General features: G+C 69.0%; 18 protein-coding genes. 9 read left to right on the forward strand and 9 right to left on the reverse strand.

All coding sequences use genetic code 11. The features are described from left to right. From NQK81_RS42540 to NQK81_RS42550, 3 genes are all read right to left on the reverse strand, one after another. Nucleotides 1-549, reverse strand: coding sequence for a cysteine hydrolase family protein (locus NQK81_RS42540; protein WP_257486014.1), 549 nt, complete (start codon nucleotides 547-549; stop codon nucleotides 1-3). 10 nt (nucleotides 550-559) lie between these two features. Further along, on the reverse strand, nucleotides 560-1549 hold the full coding sequence (locus tag NQK81_RS42545) for a TolB family protein (protein ID WP_257489954.1): 990 nt from the start codon (nucleotides 1547-1549) through the stop codon (nucleotides 560-562). Between the two features lie 244 nt (nucleotides 1550-1793). Further along, nucleotides 1794-2657: an alkaline phosphatase family protein gene (locus NQK81_RS42550; protein WP_257486015.1), complete on the reverse strand. Its 864-nt coding sequence runs from the start codon at nucleotides 2655-2657 to the stop codon at nucleotides 1794-1796. Nucleotides 2658-3001: 344 nt separating this feature from the next. Between NQK81_RS42550 and NQK81_RS42555 the strand changes: the two genes are divergently transcribed. Next, on the forward strand, nucleotides 3002-3628 hold the full coding sequence (locus NQK81_RS42555) for a helix-turn-helix domain-containing protein (RefSeq protein WP_257486016.1): 627 nt from the start codon (nucleotides 3002-3004) through the stop codon (nucleotides 3626-3628). A 147-nt stretch (nucleotides 3629-3775) separates the two neighbouring features. On the opposite strand, the gene NQK81_RS42560 is transcribed toward NQK81_RS42555, so the two are convergent. The 3 genes from NQK81_RS42560 to NQK81_RS42570 form a co-directional block, all read right to left on the reverse strand. Further along, nucleotides 3776-4045: a hypothetical protein gene (locus tag NQK81_RS42560; protein ID WP_257486017.1), complete on the reverse strand. Its 270-nt coding sequence runs from the start codon at nucleotides 4043-4045 to the stop codon at nucleotides 3776-3778. Between the two features lie 159 nt (nucleotides 4046-4204). Beyond that, a complete protein-coding gene (gene glpK, locus NQK81_RS42565; protein ID WP_257486018.1) occupies nucleotides 4205-6157 on the reverse strand; it encodes a glycerol kinase GlpK in 1953 nt (650 codons plus the stop codon). Nucleotides 6158-6170: 13 nt separating this feature from the next. Next, complete coding sequence (locus NQK81_RS42570; protein ID WP_257486019.1) at nucleotides 6171-6938, reverse strand: IclR family transcriptional regulator; 768 nt, start codon at nucleotides 6936-6938, stop codon at nucleotides 6171-6173. 151 nt (nucleotides 6939-7089) lie between these two features. Between NQK81_RS42570 and NQK81_RS42575 the strand changes: the two genes are divergently transcribed. Genes NQK81_RS42575 through glpD form a run of 3 tightly spaced genes read left to right on the forward strand, consistent with a single transcriptional unit; the run spans nucleotide 7090 to nucleotide 11157 of the window. Further along, nucleotides 7090-7911, forward strand: coding sequence for an MIP/aquaporin family protein (locus NQK81_RS42575; protein WP_063274356.1), 822 nt, complete (start codon nucleotides 7090-7092; stop codon nucleotides 7909-7911). A gap of 10 nt (nucleotides 7912-7921) precedes the next feature. Beyond that, nucleotides 7922-9439, forward strand: coding sequence for a glycerol kinase GlpK (glpK, locus tag NQK81_RS42580; RefSeq protein WP_126734335.1), 1518 nt, complete (start codon nucleotides 7922-7924; stop codon nucleotides 9437-9439). Nucleotides 9440-9444: 5 nt separating this feature from the next. Continuing rightward, a complete protein-coding gene (gene glpD / locus NQK81_RS42585; RefSeq protein ID WP_219151115.1) occupies nucleotides 9445-11157 on the forward strand; it encodes a glycerol-3-phosphate dehydrogenase in 1713 nt (570 codons plus the stop codon). A 69-nt stretch (nucleotides 11158-11226) separates the two neighbouring features. On the opposite strand, the gene NQK81_RS42590 is transcribed toward glpD, so the two are convergent. Beyond that, on the reverse strand, nucleotides 11227-11958 hold the full coding sequence (locus NQK81_RS42590) for an SDR family oxidoreductase (RefSeq protein WP_257486020.1): 732 nt from the start codon (nucleotides 11956-11958) through the stop codon (nucleotides 11227-11229). Nucleotides 11959-12072: 114 nt separating this feature from the next. On the opposite strand from NQK81_RS42590, the gene NQK81_RS42595 reads away from it, so the two are divergent. After that, nucleotides 12073-12549 (forward strand): RrF2 family transcriptional regulator, encoded by a 477-nt coding sequence (locus NQK81_RS42595; RefSeq protein WP_257489955.1) that lies wholly within the window; start codon nucleotides 12073-12075, stop codon nucleotides 12547-12549. A 130-nt stretch (nucleotides 12550-12679) separates the two neighbouring features. Here the strand turns inward: NQK81_RS42595 and NQK81_RS42600 are convergent, their stop codons facing one another. Beyond that, nucleotides 12680-13486: an NmrA family NAD(P)-binding protein gene (locus NQK81_RS42600; RefSeq protein WP_257486021.1), complete on the reverse strand. Its 807-nt coding sequence runs from the start codon at nucleotides 13484-13486 to the stop codon at nucleotides 12680-12682. A 141-nt stretch (nucleotides 13487-13627) separates the two neighbouring features. Between NQK81_RS42600 and NQK81_RS42605 the strand changes: the two genes are divergently transcribed. The 4 genes from NQK81_RS42605 to NQK81_RS42620 all read left to right on the forward strand — a co-directional run bounded on the left by NQK81_RS42605 (nucleotide 13628) and on the right by NQK81_RS42620 (nucleotide 18561). Beyond that, nucleotides 13628-13843, forward strand: a complete 216-nt coding sequence (locus NQK81_RS42605; protein ID WP_192741834.1) for a hypothetical protein — start codon at nucleotides 13628-13630, stop codon at nucleotides 13841-13843. Between the two features lie 167 nt (nucleotides 13844-14010). Then, nucleotides 14011-16587, forward strand: a complete 2577-nt coding sequence (locus NQK81_RS42610) for a glycoside hydrolase family 3 protein (RefSeq protein ID WP_257489956.1) — start codon at nucleotides 14011-14013, stop codon at nucleotides 16585-16587. Between the two features lie 211 nt (nucleotides 16588-16798). After that, nucleotides 16799-18004, forward strand: a complete 1206-nt coding sequence (locus NQK81_RS42615) for an MFS transporter (protein WP_257486022.1) — start codon at nucleotides 16799-16801, stop codon at nucleotides 18002-18004. 134 nt (nucleotides 18005-18138) lie between these two features. Then, nucleotides 18139-18561: a TetR/AcrR family transcriptional regulator gene (locus NQK81_RS42620; protein WP_257486023.1), complete on the forward strand. Its 423-nt coding sequence runs from the start codon at nucleotides 18139-18141 to the stop codon at nucleotides 18559-18561. Between the two features lie 144 nt (nucleotides 18562-18705). Here NQK81_RS42620 and NQK81_RS42625 read toward each other — a convergent pair whose 3' ends face one another. Continuing rightward, nucleotides 18706-19671 carry an aldo/keto reductase gene (locus NQK81_RS42625; RefSeq protein ID WP_257486024.1) on the reverse strand — a complete coding sequence of 322 codons (966 nt, stop codon included), beginning with the start codon at nucleotides 19669-19671 and terminating at the stop codon, nucleotides 18706-18708. Nucleotides 19672-19673: the final 2 nt, after the last annotated feature.

The following is a 19673-nucleotide window of genomic DNA, read 5'->3' on the forward strand; positions in this document are numbered from 1 at the left end:
CTACGAGCCGGTGAACCCGACCTTCGCCGACGGCACCACGCGCACCCGTCCGCCGGGGTGGATCGCCGTGCTCAGGAGCAGGTTGTGCCGGGCGATGACCTGTTCGGCCGTCAGGCCCGTGGTGGGGTCGCCGTCGGCGGACGGCGCGTGGCCGTCGGCGACCAGCACGACGTCCAGCCCGTGGCTCTGCGCGGACCGGGCGGTCGCGTCGACGCAGTAGTCGGTGGCCAGCCCGGTCAGCACGACGGTGTCGACGCCCCGGTCGGCCAGCAGACCGGCCAGGCCGGTGCGGTAGAAGGAGTCCGTCGCCGTTTTGTCGACCACGACGTCGACCGGTTCGAGACCGAGCAGCGCGCTGACCCGGGTGCCCGGCGACGCGGGATCGAAGTCGGTGCCGGGAGCGCCGATCTGCCGCAGCGCGATCACCGGGACGCCGTTCTCACGGGCCCGCCGGGCGAGACCGGCGATCCGGGCCGCCAGCTCCTCACCGCGCCAGACCAGGGGAACGAGCATTTCCTGCATGTCGACGATCAGCAGCGCGGCCCTCATACGCGGCAGCCTAGGGCAGCGCGGCGGGCGACTCCGCCTCCGGGATGAGCAGCCGGGGCGAGCCGGTCCCATCGGCGGGGACGGCCCAGACGTCGGAGTGTCCTTGCGTGCGGGGGAGGGCGTAGGCGACGGTGCGGCCGTCGAGCCAGGCCGGCTGGTCGTCGACGCTCCGGGTCTCGGCCAGCGGGGTCACCGTGCCGCTGGAGAGGTCGAGCACCGAGACCCGCCAGCCCTTCGCGGGGTCGCCGTCGATGGCGGACTTGTAGGCGACGCGGGTCTCGTCGGGGGAGAGGGACGGGCATTCGACGTTGTCCCGCACCGTCCGCACGGTGCGGGCCTTCGAGTCGCCTTCGACGAGATACCGGTGCGAGCCGGTCGACATGGTGGCGTAGAACCGGTTCGGCTGCCGGGCGAAGGTGACGCCCCAGAAGTTGACGTCGGCCGCCTTGTACGGCTTGCCGTCCACGGTCACGGCGAAGTCCTCCAGCGTGCCCTCGACGTCGCCGGTGGTGAGGTCGAGGGTGCCGGCGCGGGTGGAGAACCGGCCGCCGTTGTAGGAGTCGCCGGTGACGAACACCGTCCACGCCAGCCGTTGCCCGTCGGCCGAGACCCGCGCCCGGTTGGGCACCCCGACCAGCGGGATCTCCTGCGTCACCGCGAGACGGCGGTCGAGCACGGCCAGCTGGTAGGTGGTCAGCCCGGTTTCCGGCCGCAGGCAGATCGCGGTGCCGCCCGCGGCGTGGACCCGGCTGCAGGACACGGTCGACACCGCCCGTGGCCCGCCGGGGTCGGTCGCGCTGACACTGGACACGTGCCCGCGGTCGGCGTCGGCGGTGCTGCGGAACAGCAATCGAGGGCCTTCGAGGGTGACGGCGTCGCTGGTACCCGCCGAGGCGGCGCCTTGGTTGCGCGCGCCCGCCGCCCCGACGTAGAGCACGGCGGCCGCGGCCAGCGCGAGGGTTCCGATGACGGCGATCAAGACGCGGGTGCGGGTGTTCACGGTCGTGCCTTCCTGCGGGGGAGCCGAAGAACTGTTGTGGGGTGAGGCGAGTCCGGGTGCGACGCTGACGAGTTCGTGACGTGCCCCCTGGTCGAGACGTGTCGCGAAAGCCACTTTCGGGACATTAGACGTCCCGAAAGTGGCTTTCGACACCGTCGCCGCGTCTCGGGCGTGGAGCTTTCCGCGCCCGACAAGGCCGCCCGCGGGCGTGTCCACAGTGGACACGCCCGCGGGGTTCACTCGGTCACCGCCAGACGTTCGTGATCGGCGGCTTGTTCGCCGCGTTGCCGATGCCCGGCAGGCCGAACGCCGCCTCGATCGTGCGGAGGATCGAGTAGTGGTTGATCGATTCGCTGTAGCTGCCCGGTTTCACGTTGGCACCGACGAACGTGGTGAAGATCTGGTTCACCGACGTCCCGCTGTCCTCGTCGAAATTGACGATCAGCAGGCTGTTGTGCGTCTTGGCCCACTGGGCGTAGGCGTCGAGGTTCTTCTTCAGCCATTTGTCACCGGTGTCGACCGGGCAGTCGTGCATGTCGCTGCACAGGTCCGGGGTCACGAAAGCGACGTCCGGGAGCTTGGTGAAGTCGCTCGGGAACGCCGAGAACCGTTTGTTCGCCGACGGCGGCACATTGCTGAAGCTGACCCAGCTGTTGTGCTTGCGCGCGTATTTTCCCTTCGTGCAGCCGGTGTAGCCGTCGGATGGCATGCTTTCGGCATAGCCGACGAACTTCTTGCCGATTCCCGCCAGCTGGGAAGCGAGGTTCTCCTTGTTCCCGAGATCCTGGCATTTGTTGCTGTCGACCCCGTGCGTCGAGCCCGCGAACTGGGCGATGTAGTTCGGCTGGCTCGGATGCGTCGTCCCGTAGGCCTTGGTGAACTTGGCTCCCTGTGCGGCGAGCTGGTTGAAGTAGGGCGCCTTCGAGCTGCCGCTGATCTCCTTGTAGTCCTTGTTTTCGAACATCACGAGGACGATGTGGTCGAACTTGGGCACCGCCGCCGCGGTGGGCTCGACCGCGGCGGCGGGAGTGTCCTGATGGGACACCACCAGCGCCGTGGCCAGCCCGGTCGCGGCAACGGCCGCGACCGCGATCCGTTTCCAGAACATTGAAACCTCCTGGGCGAAAGTTGAAACTTTGACGACCGGCCGTCGGGTTCAGCGGCGCTCCGCAGGCGTCGACAGAGTCGAGACATCAGATGTCTCAGGTGCATTTAAACGGCAGGGAAGTCAGCGGCCCATCAAGATCGCCTGACTGGAGCAGCCGATGGGCGCGGAACGCCCCAAAACCGGCATTACTTGGCACGAAACCATGTAAACCAGGCGTTCGTCTTGTGTCCAGGCGCGCGAACCGATCAACTTATGGCAACTCGCTGATTCAGCCGGTTGACAGTGGCGGCGCCATTGCCGTGGCTTCATGGTGCACTCATCCGACCATTGTTAAGCTGATCGGCGTGAAGCCCTTTTCGCCGAGACCGGCCGGATACACGATCGAAGAACTCTCCACGATCGTCGGCATGTCGGCGCGCAATATCCGGGCACATCAGACGAGGGGCCTGCTCGCCCCACCGGTGCGGCACGGCAGGACCGCCTACTACGGGCCGACCCACCTGCGGCGCCTCCGGCGGATCACGATGCTGCAGAAACAGGGCTTCAACCTGGTGTCCATCGCCGCGATGCTCGGAACGACCACAGTGGACCGCGCCGACGGGCTGGACACGGCGATGGCCGACATCGCCCGTGACCAGCCCGCCCTCGTCCGCTGCCTGGAGCGGCACGGCGTGCTCGGGCGGGACGACGCGGGGACGCCGGCCGTCGTGCGCCCGTCGGTCTCGCGCGCGGTGGCGGAGCTCGCCGGAGCCGGGGTCCCGCCCGCCGCGGCCCTGCGGTTCCTCGGACAGTTCATGGACCGGGTCGCGCCGCTGGCGGGCGAGCAGCTGGCCGCGCTCAAAGCCCAGACCGGCGGTGTGTCGGCGGCTTCCGGGGCCTGTTTCGCCGAGCTTCTTGTAAGCGCTTTCAGAGTGATCGTGGAGAACACGGCCGAGGTCACTTTCGCAGACGGGGAGCCAGGTCGGCGGTGACACCGTGCAGCGACTTCGGGCATACGGGGCTTGACGCCGGTCTCGCGTGTTTGGAGACGCAACTCGCGTGATTGGAGGCGTAACTCGTGAGATACGCCTCCAATCACGCGAGTTACGCCTCTGAGCACGCGAGTTACGAGTTTCGGGTCAGACCAGTTCCGAGGAGACGACCGACGACAGCTCCCGCAGCCTCTCCAGCAGCGGCTCGACCTCATCGGCGTCGATCAGGACGGCGCAGGTCATGGTGCTTTCGCGGACGCCGTCGCGGACGTCGACGGACAGATCGTGGACCAGGCAGCCGAGCGCCTCGACCAGGCCGGGGATCTGCTCGACGCCACCGACGAAGTAGGTCGCGATCCGGCGGCGGACCAGCATGGACGAGCGGGGTGCGGGGATCTGGAACGAAACAGCGGACATCGTGGACTCCAAGGGCGGGAAAAGTACAGGCCATGGAGGGCCAGGTCCCGGGAGATGCCCCGTATCGAGGGGTCGCCGGATTGCGCGCCGGCGACCTGGTTCAGCCGGCGCGCTTGACTACGAGTCGGGTAAAGCGGCGCACGGCGACAGGCTAGCACGTCACGAAAGCCGTAGCCGGGAACCCTGCTCGCGGACGTGCGCGGCGGAGCCGCAGTCGAGGTCCAGCTGCCGCTGCCGTTCGGCCACGAACGCCCGGCCGAGCCCCGTTCGGTCCGAAGTGGACAGTGTGCGCCGCAGTTCGTTCAGCAACCCGCGTTCCTCGGCGCGGATATGCGCGTCCACCGAGTTCTCCAGTACCGCCAACGCTTTCTCGGGATCGGCGGATTCCAGTACGGCCAGCAGCTCGTCCGCGAGCCCGCGGTCGCTCGCATCGGGACGGATGATCCGTTCGGTCGCGGTGGCGTGGGCGACCAGCGCCGCCGAGAGCTCGGCGATCAGTGCCGGGCGATCGGCCTCGTCGTTGCGGAGGTCCCGGAACAGCTGTTCGATCCGGCGGTGGTCGGCCAGGACGACCTCGACCAGGTCGGAGCCCGGGGGAGCGGCGGTCGGGCCCGGGCGCATCCAGCCGAACGTCAGTTCCACGGCCTGGCGCCAGTGCGAATACTCGCTGTCGCGGCGGGCCGGGTCCATCGTCGGCAGCCATTGCCCGGCGCGGTGCCAGTTCCGCCGCAGGCCCTCCAGGTCCGGCCAGTACCCGACCGACAGCCCGGCCGCGTACGCCGCGCCCAGCGAGACCGTCTCGGCGACCATCGGGCGCACCACCGGCACGTCGAGGACGTCGGCGACGAACTGCATCAGCAGGTTGTCGGCGGTCATCCCGCCGTCCACCTTGAGCGTCGAGAGCGCGAGCCCCGAATCGGCGTTCATCGCGTCGACGACCTCACGCGTCTGCCAGCCGGTCGCCTCCAGCACAGCGCGGGCGAGGTGCCCCTTGGTGATGTACGACGTCAGCCCGGCGATCACGCCGCGTGCCTCGCTGTGCCAGTGCGGCGCGAACAGGCCGGAGAAGGCGGGCACGATGTAGCAGCCGCCGTTGTCCTCGACCGTCCGCGCCAGTGTCTCGATCTCGGGCGCGCTGCCGATCAGTTCGAGCCCGTCGCGGAACCACTGCACCAGCGACCCGGTGACGGCGATCGACCCTTCGAGGGCGTAGACGGCGGGCTCGTCGCCGATCTTGAACCCGACGGTGGTCAGCATGCCGTGGGTCGAAAGCACGGGCGTCGGGCCGGTGTTGAGCAGCAGGAAGCTGCCTGTGCCGTACGTGCACTTCGCTTCGCCGGGCGCGAAGCAGGTCTGGCCGAACAGCGCCGCCTGCTGGTCGCCGAGCGCGGCCGCGATCCGGATCCCCGGCACCACCCGCGACGTCGTCCCGTACACCTCGGTCGACGGGCGGATCTCCGGCAGCATCGCGCGCGGGACGTCGAAGAACTCCAGCAGCTCGTCGTCCCAGGACAGCGTCCGCAGGTTCATCAGCATGGTGCGCGAGGCGTTGGTGACGTCGGTGACGTGGACGCCGCCGTCGGGCCCGCCGGTCAGGTTCCAGATCAGCCAGCTCTCGACCGTCCCGAACAGCACGTCGCCGCGCTCGGCGCGTTCCCGCAGGCCAGGAGTCCTTTCCAGCATCCAGCGGATCCGGGGAGCGGAGAAGTACGTCGCCAGCGGCAGCCCGCACAGCCGCCGGACGCGGTCGGCGCCCGGCTCGCGGGCGAGCTGTTCGAGCATCGCGTCGGTGCGGGTATCCTGCCAGACGATCGCGCGCCCGACCGGGTTGCCGGTGTGCCGGTCCCACAGCACCGTCGTCTCGCGCTGGTTCGCGATGCCGAGGCCGACCACCTGCGCCGGTTCGACGCCGGCGTCGGCCAGCGCCTGCGGCACGATCCGGCCGACGTTGCGCCAGATCTCCGTCGCGTCGTGCTCGACCCACCCCGGCCGGGGGAAGTGCTGCTGGTGTTCGCGCTGCGCGACCGACACCAGCCTGCCGCGCGCGTCGAACAGGATGCACCGCGTCGAGGTGGTGCCCTGGTCGATCGACATCACGTAGCGCTGGACCACGCGAGCACCTCCATCACCATCGGGACGCGCCGAGATCGCGGGAGACCGCCCGTGCCGCGTCGCGCACGTGGCCGAGCAGCCGGGGGATCGGGCTGCCGTCGGCTTCACAGATCCGTTCCGTCGCGCCGGACACCCCGATCGCGCCGACCACGATGCCGCCGTGGCCGCGGATCGGCGCCGCTATCCCGGCTTCGCCGGTGATCATCTCGCCGTTCTCGCACGCCCAGCCCGCCTCGCGCACCTTGCCACAGGCGCGTTTGATGGCGGTCTGGGTGACCAGGGTCCGGCGCGTGTAGGCCTCCGGCTCGCCGGTGCGCAACGATGCCACGAGACCGGTGTCGTAGGCCAGAAGCACTTTCCCGAGCGCGGTCGCGTGCAACGGCAGAAGCGTCCCGACGTCGAGGGTCTGCAGACTGTCGTCGGGGCGGAAGACGTGGTGCACCACCAGGACCCGGCCTTCCAGTGGCGCGCCGATCCGGACGGCCTCACCGCTGCGCGCGGCCAGCGCGTCGGCCCAGTTGATCGCGCGCGACCGGAGCTCGTTGACGTCGAGATAGCTCGTGCCGAGGTGCAGCAGTGCCGCGCCCAGTTGGTATTTCCCGGTGTCGCGGTCTTGTTCGACAAAGCCGACCCCTTGCAGGGTGCGCAGGATCCCGTGCGCCGTTCCCTTGGCGAGTTCGAGGGAATCGGCGATCTCGCCGACCCCCAGACGCCCCGAACCGCGCGCCAGCAACCGCAGGATCGCGGCGGCGCGCTCGATGGACTGGATCGGACCGGGCACGGCTCAACCGTAGCCCGACCGGCCCTGATTCGACAATGTCGAACATCGTCTTCGGCCGTTCGACAATGCCGACCGGCGTCCGTTGACCCCGTGTTTCCGCGAACTTAACTTCGGCCTCAACAGGGCAACGGTGTCCTTTGTGGAGGAAGCAATGGTGCGAAACCTCAAGGCTCGCGGACTGGCGGGCGAACTGGCGGCGGAGTTCGTCGGGACGATGATCCTCATCCTGTTCGGCTGCGGGGTGGTGGCTCAAGTCGTCGCCGCGGGCATCGGGGACCACGACAGCATCGCGTGGGCCTGGGGCATCGGTGTCACGCTCGGTATCTACGTGGCTTCACGGATCAGCGGCGCGCATCTGAACCCCGCCGTCACGGTGGCGCTCGCGGTGTTCAAGGGCTTCTCGTGGCGCAAGGTCGCCCCGTACGCCCTGGCGCAGACCGCCGGCGCGTTCCTGGGCGCGCTGCTGGTGCGCTGGAACTACACCGAGGTGCTCAACGCCGCCGACCCCGGCCTGACGATCAAGACCCAGGGTGTCTTCTCCACCCTTCCGGGTAACGGAACCCTGCCGGTGGGTGACTGGGGCGCGTTCCGCGACCAGATCATCGGGACCGCGATCCTCGCGCTGGTGATCTTCGCCATCACCGACCTCCGCAACACCGCGCCCGCCGCGAACCTCGCCCCGGTCGTCGTCGGCTTCCTGGTGGTCGCGATCGGCATGGCCTGGGGCACCAACGCCGGCTACGCGATCAACCCCGCCCGCGACTTCGGCCCGCGGCTGATGTCCTGGCTGACCGGCTACGACACCGCGTTCACCGACCAATACGGCTATCCGTACTGGTGGATCCCGATCGTGGCGCCGGTCATCGGCGCGGTCATCGGCGGTGCGATCTACAAGTTCTTCATCGAGCGTTACCTGCCCGCCGAACCGGCGCCGGAAGCCTTGCCCGCCAAGGACATCGAGCGCGTTTCCTAAGGAGCGAACCATGCCTGACTACATCGGCGCCGTCGACCAGGGCACCACCAGCACGCGCTTCATGATCTTCGACCACGGCGGCAACGAGATCGCCCGCCACCAGCTCGAGCACGAGCAGATCCTCCCCAAGCCGGGCTGGGTCGAGCACGACGCCACCGAGATCTGGGAGCGGACCCGTTCGGTCATCGCCACCGCGCTCAACAAGGCGAAGCTGACCGCCGCCGACCTCGCGTCGCTCGGCATCACCAACCAGCGTGAGACCACCGTCGTGTGGAACCGCCGCACCGGGCGGCCCTACTGCAACGCCATCGTGTGGCAGGACACCCGCACCGACCGGATCGCGTCGGCGCTGGAGCGCGAGGGCAAGGGCGACGTCATCCGGCGGAAGGCCGGTCTGCCGCCCGCCACCTACTTCTCCGGCGGCAAGCTCCAGTGGATCCTGGAGAACGTCGAGGGCGTCCGCGAGGACGCCGAAAAGGGTGACGCGCTCTTCGGCACCACCGACACCTGGCTCATCTGGAACCTCACCGGCGGGCCCGACGGCGGCGTTCACGTGACGGACCCGACGAACGCGTCGCGCACCATGCTCATGGACCTGGAAACGCTGGAGTGGGACGACGAACTGCTGTCGTTCTTCGGCGTCCCCAAGCAGATGCTGCCGTCGATCGCGCCGTCGTCGAACAACGGCCGCTTCGGCGTCACCCGCGCGGACGGCCCGCTCGGCGGCGAGGTCGCCATCACCGGCGTGCTCGGCGACCAGCAGGCGGCGACCGTCGGCCAGGTGTGCTTCCGTCCCGGCGAGGCCAAGAACACCTACGGCACCGGCAACTTCCTGCTGCTCAACACCGGGCACGAGGTCGTGCGCTCGAAGCACGGCCTGCTCACGACGCTGGCCTACCAGTTCGGCGACGAGAAGCCGGTGTACGCGCTGGAAGGTTCGATCGCCGTCACGGGCTCCGCCGTCCAGTGGCTGCGCGATCAGCTGGGCATCATCAGCGGCGCGTCCCAGAGCGAGAGCCTCGCGCGCCAGGTCGAGGACAACGGCGGCGTCTACTTCGTCCCCGCGTTCTCCGGGCTTTTCGCGCCGTACTGGCGATCCGACGCGCGCGGGGCGATCGTCGGCCTCACGCGCGCCACCACCAACGCGCATCTGGCGCGGGCGACCCTCGAAGCGATCTGCTACCAGACGCGCGACGTCGTCGAGGCCATGCAGAACGACTCGGGCGTCACGCTCGACGTGTTGCGTGTGGACGGTGGCGTGACGGCGAACGAACTCTGCATGCAGCTCCAGGCGGACATCCTCGGTGTGCCGGTGTCGAAGCCGGTCGTCGCGGAGACCACCGCGCTCGGCGCCGCCTACGCGGCCGGGCTCGCCGTCGGGTTCTGGAAGAACACCGACGAGCTGGAACAGAACTGGAACGAGGACAAGCGCTGGGAGCCGTCGTGGACGGACGAACAGCGCGCCGAGGGCTACGCGGGCTGGCAGAAGGCCGTCGGCCGCACGCTCGACTGGGTCGAGGTCGAGTGAGCCCGATGAACAGGAGGAACAGAGTGACACCCGTACCGCTTTCCCCGGTCTACCGTGCTGAGACGCTGCGCAAGCTCGCTCGCGAGGAGATCGACGTCCTCGTCGTCGGCGGGGGAGTGACCGGTGCCGGCGTCGCGCTCGACGCGGCGTCGCGCGGGCTCTCCGTCGCGCTCGTCGAGGCCCGTGACTTCGCCGCGGGCACGTCCAGCCGATCGTCCAAACTGATCCACGGCGGGCTGCGTTACCTGGAGAACCTGGACTTCAAGCTCGTCCGTGAGGCGCTGAAGGAGCGGAGCCTGCTGCTGCAGACGCTGGCGCCGCATCTGGTCCGGCCGGTGAAGTTCCTCGTGCCGCTCAAGCACCGCGTCTGGGAACGCGGCTACATCGGCGCGGGGGTCACGCTCTACGACACCCTCGGTGGAGCGCGGGCCCTGCCGCGGCACCGGCATCTGTCCAAGCGTGGCGCGGGCAAGGTCGCTCCCGGCCTCGCGGACGACGCCCTGATCGGCGCCATCCAGTACTACGACGCGCAGGTCGACGACGCGCGCCACACGATGACCATCGCGCGGACCGCGGCCGAGCAGGGCGCCTCCGTCCTCACCCGTGCCCGGGTCACGTCGCTGATCCGCGACGGCGAACGCGTCGTCGGCGCCAAGGTCGTCGACCGCGAGAGCGGAGCGGAGATCGAGGTCCGGGCGAAGACGGTCGTCGCGGCCACCGGCGTCTGGAGCGACGACATGGCCGAAGCGGCGGGCATCCCCGCGCCGTTCACCGTGCGCGCGTCGAAGGGCATCCACCTGGTGGTGCCGCGCGAGAAGATCGACCTGGACACCGGGCTGATCCTGCGCACCGAGAAGAGCGTCCTGTTCGTCATCCCGTGGGGACGGCACTGGATCGTCGGCACCACCGACACCGAATGGGACCTCGACCGCGAACACCCGGCGGCCAGCCAGGCGGACGTCGACTACGTGCTCGATCACCTCAACGCGGTCCTGCGCACGCCGATCACCGCGGACGACATCGAAGGTGTCTACGCGGGGCTTCGGCCACTGCTGGCCGCGAAGGCGACGTCGACGACGAAGCTGTCGCGGGAGCACGCCGTGGCGCATCCGGTGCCGGGTCTGGTGATCGTGGCCGGCGGCAAGTACACGACGTACCGCGTGATGGCGGCCGACGCGGTCGACGTGGCGGTGGAGGACCTCGGCCGTCCCGCGCCGTCGTCGTGGACCGAGCGGCTGCCGATCGTCGGCGCGACGGGTTACCACGAGCTGTGGGGCGCGCGGCACTCGCTGGTGCAGCGCACGGGACTGCCCATCGCCCGTATCGAGCACCTGCTCCAGCGCTACGGCACCGCGATCGAGGACATCCTGGAGTCGATCTCGGAACGTCCCGAACTGGGCGAAGCGATCCCTGGGACGGCGGAGTACCTGAAGGCGGAGGTCGTCTACGCGGTCTCGCACGAAGGCGCGCTGCACCTGGAGGACGTCCTGACGCGGCGCACCCGCATCTCCATCGAGGAGCGGGACCGCGGTGTGACGGCGGCGCCGGTGGTGGCGGAACTGATGGCGCCGTTGCTGGGCTGGGACTCGCACAAGCAGGAGCGCGAGGTCGCCAATTACCTCGCGCGGGTCGAGGCGGAGCGTTCCGCGCAGGCCCAGCCGGACGACGAAGCGGCCAACGCCAGCCGTCTCGCTGCTCCGGCGCTGCTGCCGAGCTGATCCCGAAGCGCGTGAAGGCCCCCTTCCCTCGACTGAGCCGAGGGAAGGGGGCCTTCACGCGCTGTGCCGTTACTTCAGCCAGTCGAGGTAGCGGGTCCCGGCGATGCGGGCGCCGTCCTTCGTGGTGAGGACGTCGCCCTTGACGGCGGCGAACATGCCCGCGGTCTCGTCGACGGTCACCGGACGCGAATCTCCCTTGGCGGACAACGTGATCCGGCCCAGCTCGTCCAGCGGGTAGACGTCCGGGCCGCCGACGTCGAGGGTTCCGTTCAGTGGCTTCCCTGCCGACACCTCGGAAACGGCGGCGGCGACGTCCGCCGCGGCGATCGGCTGGATCGGGGTGGTGGGCAGGCGGACCGCGGTCTCGTCGGAGGTCCAGGACAGGACCGCGCCGACGAACTCCATGAACTGGGTGGCGCGGACGATCGAGTAGGGGACGCCGCTCTCCTTGAGGATGTCCTCCTGCAGCGTCTTCGCCCGGTAGTAGTCGAGGTCGGGCACCTGGTCGACGCCGACGATCGACAGGATCACGAAATGCCCGGTGCCCGCCTTCTTCGCGGCCGCGACGAGATTGTCCATCGACGTCCGGAAGAACGCGGGGGAGGCGTCGTCGAAGGTCGGCGAGTTCGTGAGGTTGACGACCACGTCGGCGCCGTCGAGCGCGCTGTCCAGCCCCTGGCCGGTGAGCAGGTCGACCCCGGTGGACGGCGAATGCGGCACGGCCTCGTGCCCCGCCTCATTCAGATTGCGCACGACCTGCGAACCGATCAGCCCGGTCCCGCCGATGATCGCGAATTTCATGACCCAGTGCCCTTCGCCGGTGTCGTCCGGTTAACCCGGACAACTCATGTCCGAGATAATACTCGGATACATTGTGTCCGAGTCAAGAGGCGGGTTAGAGTCATCCGGGTGAAGATGTCCGGTGGGGTCGAGTGGGCACTGCACTGCTGTGTCGTGCTGACCTCGGTCGACGAACCCGCGCCCGCCGCGCGCCTGGCGCAGCTGCACGACGTCTCGCCGAGTTACCTCGCGAAGCAGCTCCAGGCGCTTTCCCGGGCCGGCCTCATCCGGTCGGTGCAGGGGAAGGCCGGGGGATACGTCCTCACCCGGCCGCCTTCGGAGATCACCGTGCTCGACGTCGTCGAGGCCATCGACGGCCCTGGCCCGGCCTTCGTCTGCACCGAGATCCGGCAGCGCGGCCCGATGGCGACGCCGCCCGAGGCGTGCGCGACGCCGTGCGCCATCAGCCGCGCGATGGCGAACGCCGAAGTCCAGTGGCGGGCGGCGTTGCGCGGGGTCTCCATCGCGGATCTGGCCGACGACGTCCGGGGCGACTACGGTCCGGGCGCGCTCGCCGGGATCGGCGCGTGGTTCAAGTCCGCCGAGGGGTAGCGAGGGCTTGCCGGTCCGGGTGGTCGTGAGTGGCGTTTCGGGTTAGAACCCGAAACGCCACTCACGACCACGGTGACCAGGCGGGCGGCCGGGGTTTACCGCACGGGGCGCGTCACGCAGGTCGGACCGCTCACGCCTTGAACCGGTCGGCGTGCTCGGCGACCCACTGCGCGAAGGTGCGGGCAGGGCGTCCGGTCACCTTCTCGATCGTGTCGACGACGGTGCGCGCCTCCACCGGCGGATCGCTGTGCCAGCCGACGACGTACTCGGCGTCCGCGACCGAGACGCCTTCGGCCAGCAGCCGGTCGATCGCCTGCTGCCGCGTGATCCGCTCCAGCGCGATGTCGCGGCCGACGCCGGAGCCGAGGATCGCGATCCGTTCGCTCGTGGTCAGCGCTTCCGGGCCGGTGAGGTTGTAGACCTTGCCCGAATGCCCGTCCTCCACGAGCGCGGTGGCGGCCACGGCGCCGATGTCGCCCTCGTGCACGACCGCGCTCGGGAGGTCGAACGGCTCACGGACCACGCCGTCGGCGCGGACGGAGTCGACCCAGGTCAGGGCGTTGGACATGAACTCCTGCGGCTCCAGCCGCGTCCACTCGACGCCGGACTCGGCCATGGCCTGTTCCGTCGGCCCGACGTAGCCGCCCCAGACGACGGTCATGCGCCGGACACCCGCGTCCACGGCACGTTTGACCAGATCGGCGCCGACGTCGGCGAGCCCTGCCGTCACGGTGATGTGCAGCCGGGTGACGCCGTCGAGGGCGTCGTTCAGCGTTTCCGGCGCGGTGTGCGTGCCTTCCACGAGTTCGACGCCTGCCGGAAGCCGCGCCGCGGCGGGGTTCCTGCTGAGTGCCCGGACGCGTTCCCCGCGGCAGACGAGTTCGGCGACGACGTGGCGGCCGGTGTTCCCGGTGGCGCCGGTTACCAAGACGGTCATGAGTGATTCCCTTCGTTTCCCGTGACGGTAAAAGCTCAAGTAATCTGGAGGTCAAGCGGACCGGTCAGGAATCGAGAAGCGTCGAGGTCCACGGGATCCCTAGCGTCTTCGCCACGGGCAAAACGACTCCAGGAGGTTCCCGTGAGCAAGCGGATCCGGACGTTCCACCGGTGGACGTCGCTCGTCTTCGTCGCCACCGTCGTCGTGTGCTTCGTGGTCGTCGCGTCGGGCGACCCGGCCGAGTGGGTGCTCTACACCCCACTGCCGCCGCTCTTCCTGCTGATGTTCAGCGGTCTCTACCTGTTCGCGCTGCCGTATACCGCCAAGCGGCGGAACCGGCGGCGCGTGGCCGGGTGACTCGCCGAATCTTAGTTCATGGCAAAAATTAACACTCGCCGTACCGGCCGGAAACTCTTGACGCGGCCGCCGGGTCCGGTGAGGATCGGCCGGTCCCCGCCTTCCGCAGAATGGACCAGACCATGGCAAGACGTGCCCGTGCGCGCCGAAGTCCGCTGATCGCCTTGATGAGTCTCACGCTGCTCGGCGGGGCCGTGGTCGCCACGCCCGCCGCCGTCGCCGCCGAACGACCGGTGATCGGGAAGCCCGCGTTCGACCGGGACGGCTGTGCCCGGATCGAGAAGAGCCTGCCGACGCTCGCCGACTGGCCGAAGGTCGAAAGCCGGTTCAAGGGCAAGGGCGGGGACGAGCGGCGGATCGCCCGGATCCTCGAAGGGATGACCCTGGAGGAGAAGGTCGGGCAGATGACGCAGCCCGAGATCGCCGCGATCACCCCCGACGAGGTCCGGCAGTACTCGATCGGCTCGGTCCTCAACGGCGGCGGTTCGTGGCCGAACAAGGACAAGCACGCCTCCCAGCAGGACTGGCTCAAGCTCGCGGACGCCTACTGGGAAGCCGCGAAGGGCAGCCGGACGAAGATCCCGGTGATCTGGGGTATCGACGCCGTGCACGGCAACAACAACGTGTACGGCGCCACCGTCTTCCCGCACAACATCGGTCTCGGCGCGGCGCACGATCCGTGCCTGGTGCGCGACATCTCCGCGGCGACGGCCCGGCAGATCCGCGCCACCGGCCAGGACTGGGCCTTCGCGCCGACGCTGGCCGTCGTCAAGGACGACCGCTGGGGCCGCACCTACGAAGGGTTCTCCGAGGACCCGCGGATCACCCGGGCCTACGGCTACGAGGCGATCAACGGTCTCCAGGACGGCTCGACCAAACGCATCGGCTACAACGGCGTGATCGGTACCGCCAAGCACTTCATCGGGGACGGCGGCACCCTCAAGGGCCAGGACCAGGGCGTCAATCCGTCGTCCGAAGCCGAGATGATCAACGTCCACGGTCAGGGCTACTACGGCGCGCTCGCGGCGGGCTCCCAGACCGTGATGGTGTCGTTCAACAGCTGGACCAACGCCGAACTCGGCATCGACGAGGGCAAGCTGCACGGCAGCGACAAGGCGCTGAACCAGATCCTCAAGGGAAAGATGGGCTTCGACGGCCTCGTCGTGTCCGACTGGAACGGTATCGGCCAGGTTCCCGGCTGCACCAACGCTTCCTGCCCGCAGGCGATCAACGCCGGCATCGACATCGTGATGGTGCCGAACGACTGGAAGGCGTTCATCGCCAACACCGTCGCCCAGGTGAACGACGGCCGGATCCCGCTTTCGCGGATCGACGACGCGGTGACCCGGATCCTGCGGGTCAAGCTGCGTTCGGGGCTGTACGAGTCGCAGAAGCCGTCGGACCGGTCCTACGCCAACTCCGACGAGGCGCTGAAGGAGACCTGGCTGGCGCGCGACGCCGTCCGTTCTTCGCAGACGTTGCTGAAGAACAACGGCAACGTGCTGCCGCTGAAGCCGAAGTCGAAGGTCCTCGTGGTCGGCAAGAGCGCGGACAGCATCCAGAACCAGACCGGTGGCTGGACGCTGAGCTGGCAGGGGACCGGTAACACCAACGCCGATTTCCCCAATGCGACGTCGATCCTCGCCGGGCTCAAGCAACAGCTCGGTGACGTCAACGTCACCTTCGACGAGAAGGGCGACACGGACCCGAAGGGCTACGACGCCGTCATCGCCGTCATCGGTGAGACGCCGTACGCGGAAGGCGTCGGTGACCTGACCCGCAAGACGCTGGAGGCCTCGAAGCTCTACCCCGAGGATCTGGCCGTGCTGGACAAGGTCCGTGGCAAGGGCGCTCCCGTCGTCACCGTCTACGTCGGCGGCCGCCCGCTGTACATGAACAAGGAGCTCAACCGCTCCGACGCGTTCGTCGCGGCCTGGCTGCCCGGCACCGAAGGCGGCGGTGTCGCCGACGTCCTGCTCAAGGGTGGCTTCAAGGGCACGCTGCCGTACTCGTGGCCGAAGAGCGCGTGTCAGACGCCGCTGAACGCGGGTTCGGCCGACTACGACCCGCTGTTCAAACTCGGTTATGGCCTCAAGACCGGGCAGCGCGTCACCATCGGCCAGCTGGACGAGACGGCCGGGCCGGTGACCTGCGGCTCGACCGGTGGCGGCGGCACGGCGACCGAGGATCTCGAAGTGTTCAACCGCACCGATGTCGCGCCGTACAAGGGTTTCATCGGCTCGGCGGAGAACTGGGGCGGTACCGAGATCGGTCCCGACGGCGCCGCTTCGCACGCCGAGATCAACGTCGTCCAGTCGGACGTGAACGTGCAGCAGGACGGGCTCAAGTCGACCTGGACCGGCACCGGGCCGGCGCAGCTCTACTTCCAGAACCCGGCCGGTACCAACGATCTGCGGGGCTACCTCAACGCCGACGCGGCGCTGGAGTTCGACACGATCGTGCACGAGGCGCCCGCCGGCCGGACGGTGATCAGCATGCACTGCGTCTACCCGTGCTTCTCCGAGGTGAACGCGACCAAGCTGTTCACCGATCTGGCGGGAGCGCCGAAGTCGACGGTGAAGATCCCGGTGTCGTGCTTCGCCAACGGGCTGGATCTGGAGAACGTCAACACGCCGTTCCTGGTTTACACGGACGCCAAGTTCTCCGCTTCGTTCGCGAACGTGCGGTGGGTGCCCAAGGGAGCGCAGGACCCTGATGCGAGGCCCTGCTCGAGTCTGAGCTGACCTCGACGCCGAGGTCGTCGCTGGCCCGGCATGACGCGAAAGCCACTTTCGCAACCTTCGAGGTTGCGAAAGTGGCTTTCGCGTCTTCGGGGAGCGGTCGGCCGGGTGATGAGACGGCGGGTGAGTACTCGTTGCGGGGCTGGGCCGGCCGCGTGTATAAAGTGAAACGACCGTTCAAAATGTAACGATCGTTCAAGTTGTGGGGGATGTCGTGCCAGGCCAGTATCGAGAGCTGTTCGCCGCGAAGGGTTCTCTCGCCTTCTCCGCCGCCGGTCTGGTCGCCAGGATCCCCGTCCCGATGATGGGGATCGGGATCATCACGATGCTGGCGCAGACACGGGGCGACTACGGGCTCGCCGGTCTGGTGTCGGCGGCGTTCACGCTGTCCATGGCGCTGCTCGGGCCGCAGGTGTCGAGGCTGGTGGACCGCCGGGGACAGAGCCGGATCCTGTTGTCTGTCACGGGGATCAGCGTGATGGCGCTCGGCGCGCTCCTGCTCTGCGCACGCTTCGGGGCACCGGTCTGGACGCTGTACGTGTCCGCGATCCTCGCCGGGTTCATGCCCAGTATGGCGGCGATGGTCCGCGCCCGGTGGTCGGGGCTGTACCGCGGCTCGCCCCGGCTGCACACCGCTTTCGCGCTGGAATCGGTGGTCGACGAGCTGACCTTCGTCATCGGGCCCGCGCTGTCGGTAGCGCTGTGCACCACTGTCTTCCCCGAGGCCGGGCCGCTGGTCGCCGTGGTCTTCCTCGCCGTCGGAGTGCTGCTGTTCGTCGCGCAACGCGAGACGGAACCGCCCGTGCTGCCGCCGAGCGGATCGGCCGGGAGTTCGGCGATCCGCCTGGGCGCGGTGCGGATGCTGGTGCTGACGCTGATGGCGGGCGGCGTCATCGTCGGCACGGTCGACGTGGTCAGCGTGGCGTTCGCCCGGCACGTCGGGTCGCCGTCGGCGGCGGGCGTCGTCGTTTCGGTCTACGCCGTGGGCTCCGCGATCTCGGGACTGGTCTTCGGGACGCTCAAACCGGCCATGACACCGCCTCGGCTGCTGCTGATCGGCACCGCGGGCACCGCCGCGAGCGTGCTGCCGTTGCTGGTCGTCGACGGCGTCGTGAGCCTGTGCGCGGTGGTGTTCGTTGCCGGATTGTTCTTTTCTCCCACGATGATCGTCGTGATGGAGATGATCGAGAAGGTCGTCCCGGCGGAGAAACTCACCGAGGGGATGACGTGGGCGATCACCGGCCTCAGCATCGGTGTCGCGCTCGGCGCCGCGGTGTCGGGTGAGGTCGTCGACCGGTTCGGGCCGGACGGCGGGTTCGCCGTGGCGGTCGCCGCCGGCGGCTTGACCATCGTCATCGCCCTGCTCTCGTATCCTCTGCTGAGCAGGAAGACCGCGATCAGCGAGGAGGCGGCACGCTGAACGAGCCGAGCACCGACGGCCGTCTCGCCAAAGGTGAACAACGCAAACGGGAACTGATCCAGGCCACGCTGCGCATCGTCGCGAGGGACGGGGTCTCGGGGGTCAGTCACCGCACGGTCGCCCGTGAGGCGGGTTTGCCCGCGACAGCGGCCGCGTACCACTTCCGGGGGATCGGAGACCTGCTGACCGCCGCGCTCACCCAGTGCATGGACGAGGACTCCGAACGGATGCGGGCACTCGCCGCCGAGGCCGACGGGGGCGAGGACGCGCTGCGTGGATTCGCCGCCTTGATGGCCGAAGTCGTCGCCAAGCCCGCCCATCTGCTGGCGGAGTACGAGTTGTATCTCTTGGCGGCGAGGGAGCCGAAGCTGCGCGAGTCGACCGATCGCTGGTTGGCGGCGCTGGCCGACTTCGCCCGCCGCTACACCGCCGATCCGGTGCGGGTCGAGATGGTGGTGGGGCTGGTGGACGGAGTGCTGCTGCAGGGATTGCTGCGCGACGAACCGCCGACGGCGGAACGCTTCGAGGCCATCCTGCGGACCGCCTTGCCCTCGTGAGGGGGTAGGGAGGCGCGTTGCGAAAGCCACTTTCGCAACCTTCAACGTTGCGAAAGCCACTTTCGCAACATCGTCGGAGGCATGGAGTGTCCGTGAAGGTCTCCTTCCCTACCCTGAAGGTAGTGAAGGAGGCCTTCACGGACTTCAGGTGGTCGCGGGTGGTGACCAGGTCAGCCGCGGATCCGTCTGCACGAAACTGCCCAGCAGGTGATCGATCCGCGTCAGCGCGTCGAGGTCCAGCACCACGCCTGCCGCCTTGGCGTTCTCGGTCACCTGGGCGGCGGTGCTCGCGCCGGTCACCACGGAGGCGACGGTGTTGTGCTGCAACGTCCACGCGAGCGCCAGCTGGGCCATGGTCAGCCCGGCCTCGTCGGCGACGCCGCGCAGCATGCCGACGCGTTCGAGGAGGTCCGGCAGGAGCAGCGGACGCGCCTCGGCCGACTTGGCGCCCCGTGAGCCCGGCGGGATCTCGCCCGGCCGGTACTTGCCGGTCAGCACGCCTTGAGCGAGGGGGACCGACGCGAACTGCCCGATCCCCGAGCGTTCGCACACCGGCATCACCTGGGCTTCGGCGACCCGCCACAGCATCGAGTAGTGCGGCTGGTTCGCGATGAGCGGGACGCCGTGCCGCTCGGCGATCGGCCGCGCCTCCAGCAGTTGTTCCGCCGTCCATTCCGCGGTGCCCGCGTAGAGGATCTTCCCCTGCCGCACCAGATCCGACAGCGCGAGGAACGTCTCCTCCAGCGGCGTCCGGTAGTCGAACCGCAGCAACTGGTAGACGTCGATGTAGTCGGTTCGCAGTCGCCGGAGCGAGCCGTGCAGCGACGTGACCAGGTGTTTACGGCTGAGGCCCGCGTCATTGACGCCCGGGCCCTCCGGCCAGAAGACGCCGGTGCACAGGACGAGATCGTCGCGGCGGGCGTGGCTCAGCGCCGCGGCGAGGTTCTCCTCGGCGGCGCCGCCGTCCCAGGCCGCGGCGGTGTGGAAGGTGGTGATACCCGCGTCGAGCGCGGCCTGCACGCATTCCGCGCCGTCCTGGTGGGTGAGCCAGTTGCCGTAGGAGATCTCGCTGACGGACAAGCCGCTCGCGCCGAGCCTGCGGTACTCCATGG

It is taken from the genome of Amycolatopsis roodepoortensis, assembly GCF_024628825.1.
Lineage (GTDB): Bacteria > Actinomycetota > Actinomycetes > Mycobacteriales > Pseudonocardiaceae > Amycolatopsis > Amycolatopsis roodepoortensis.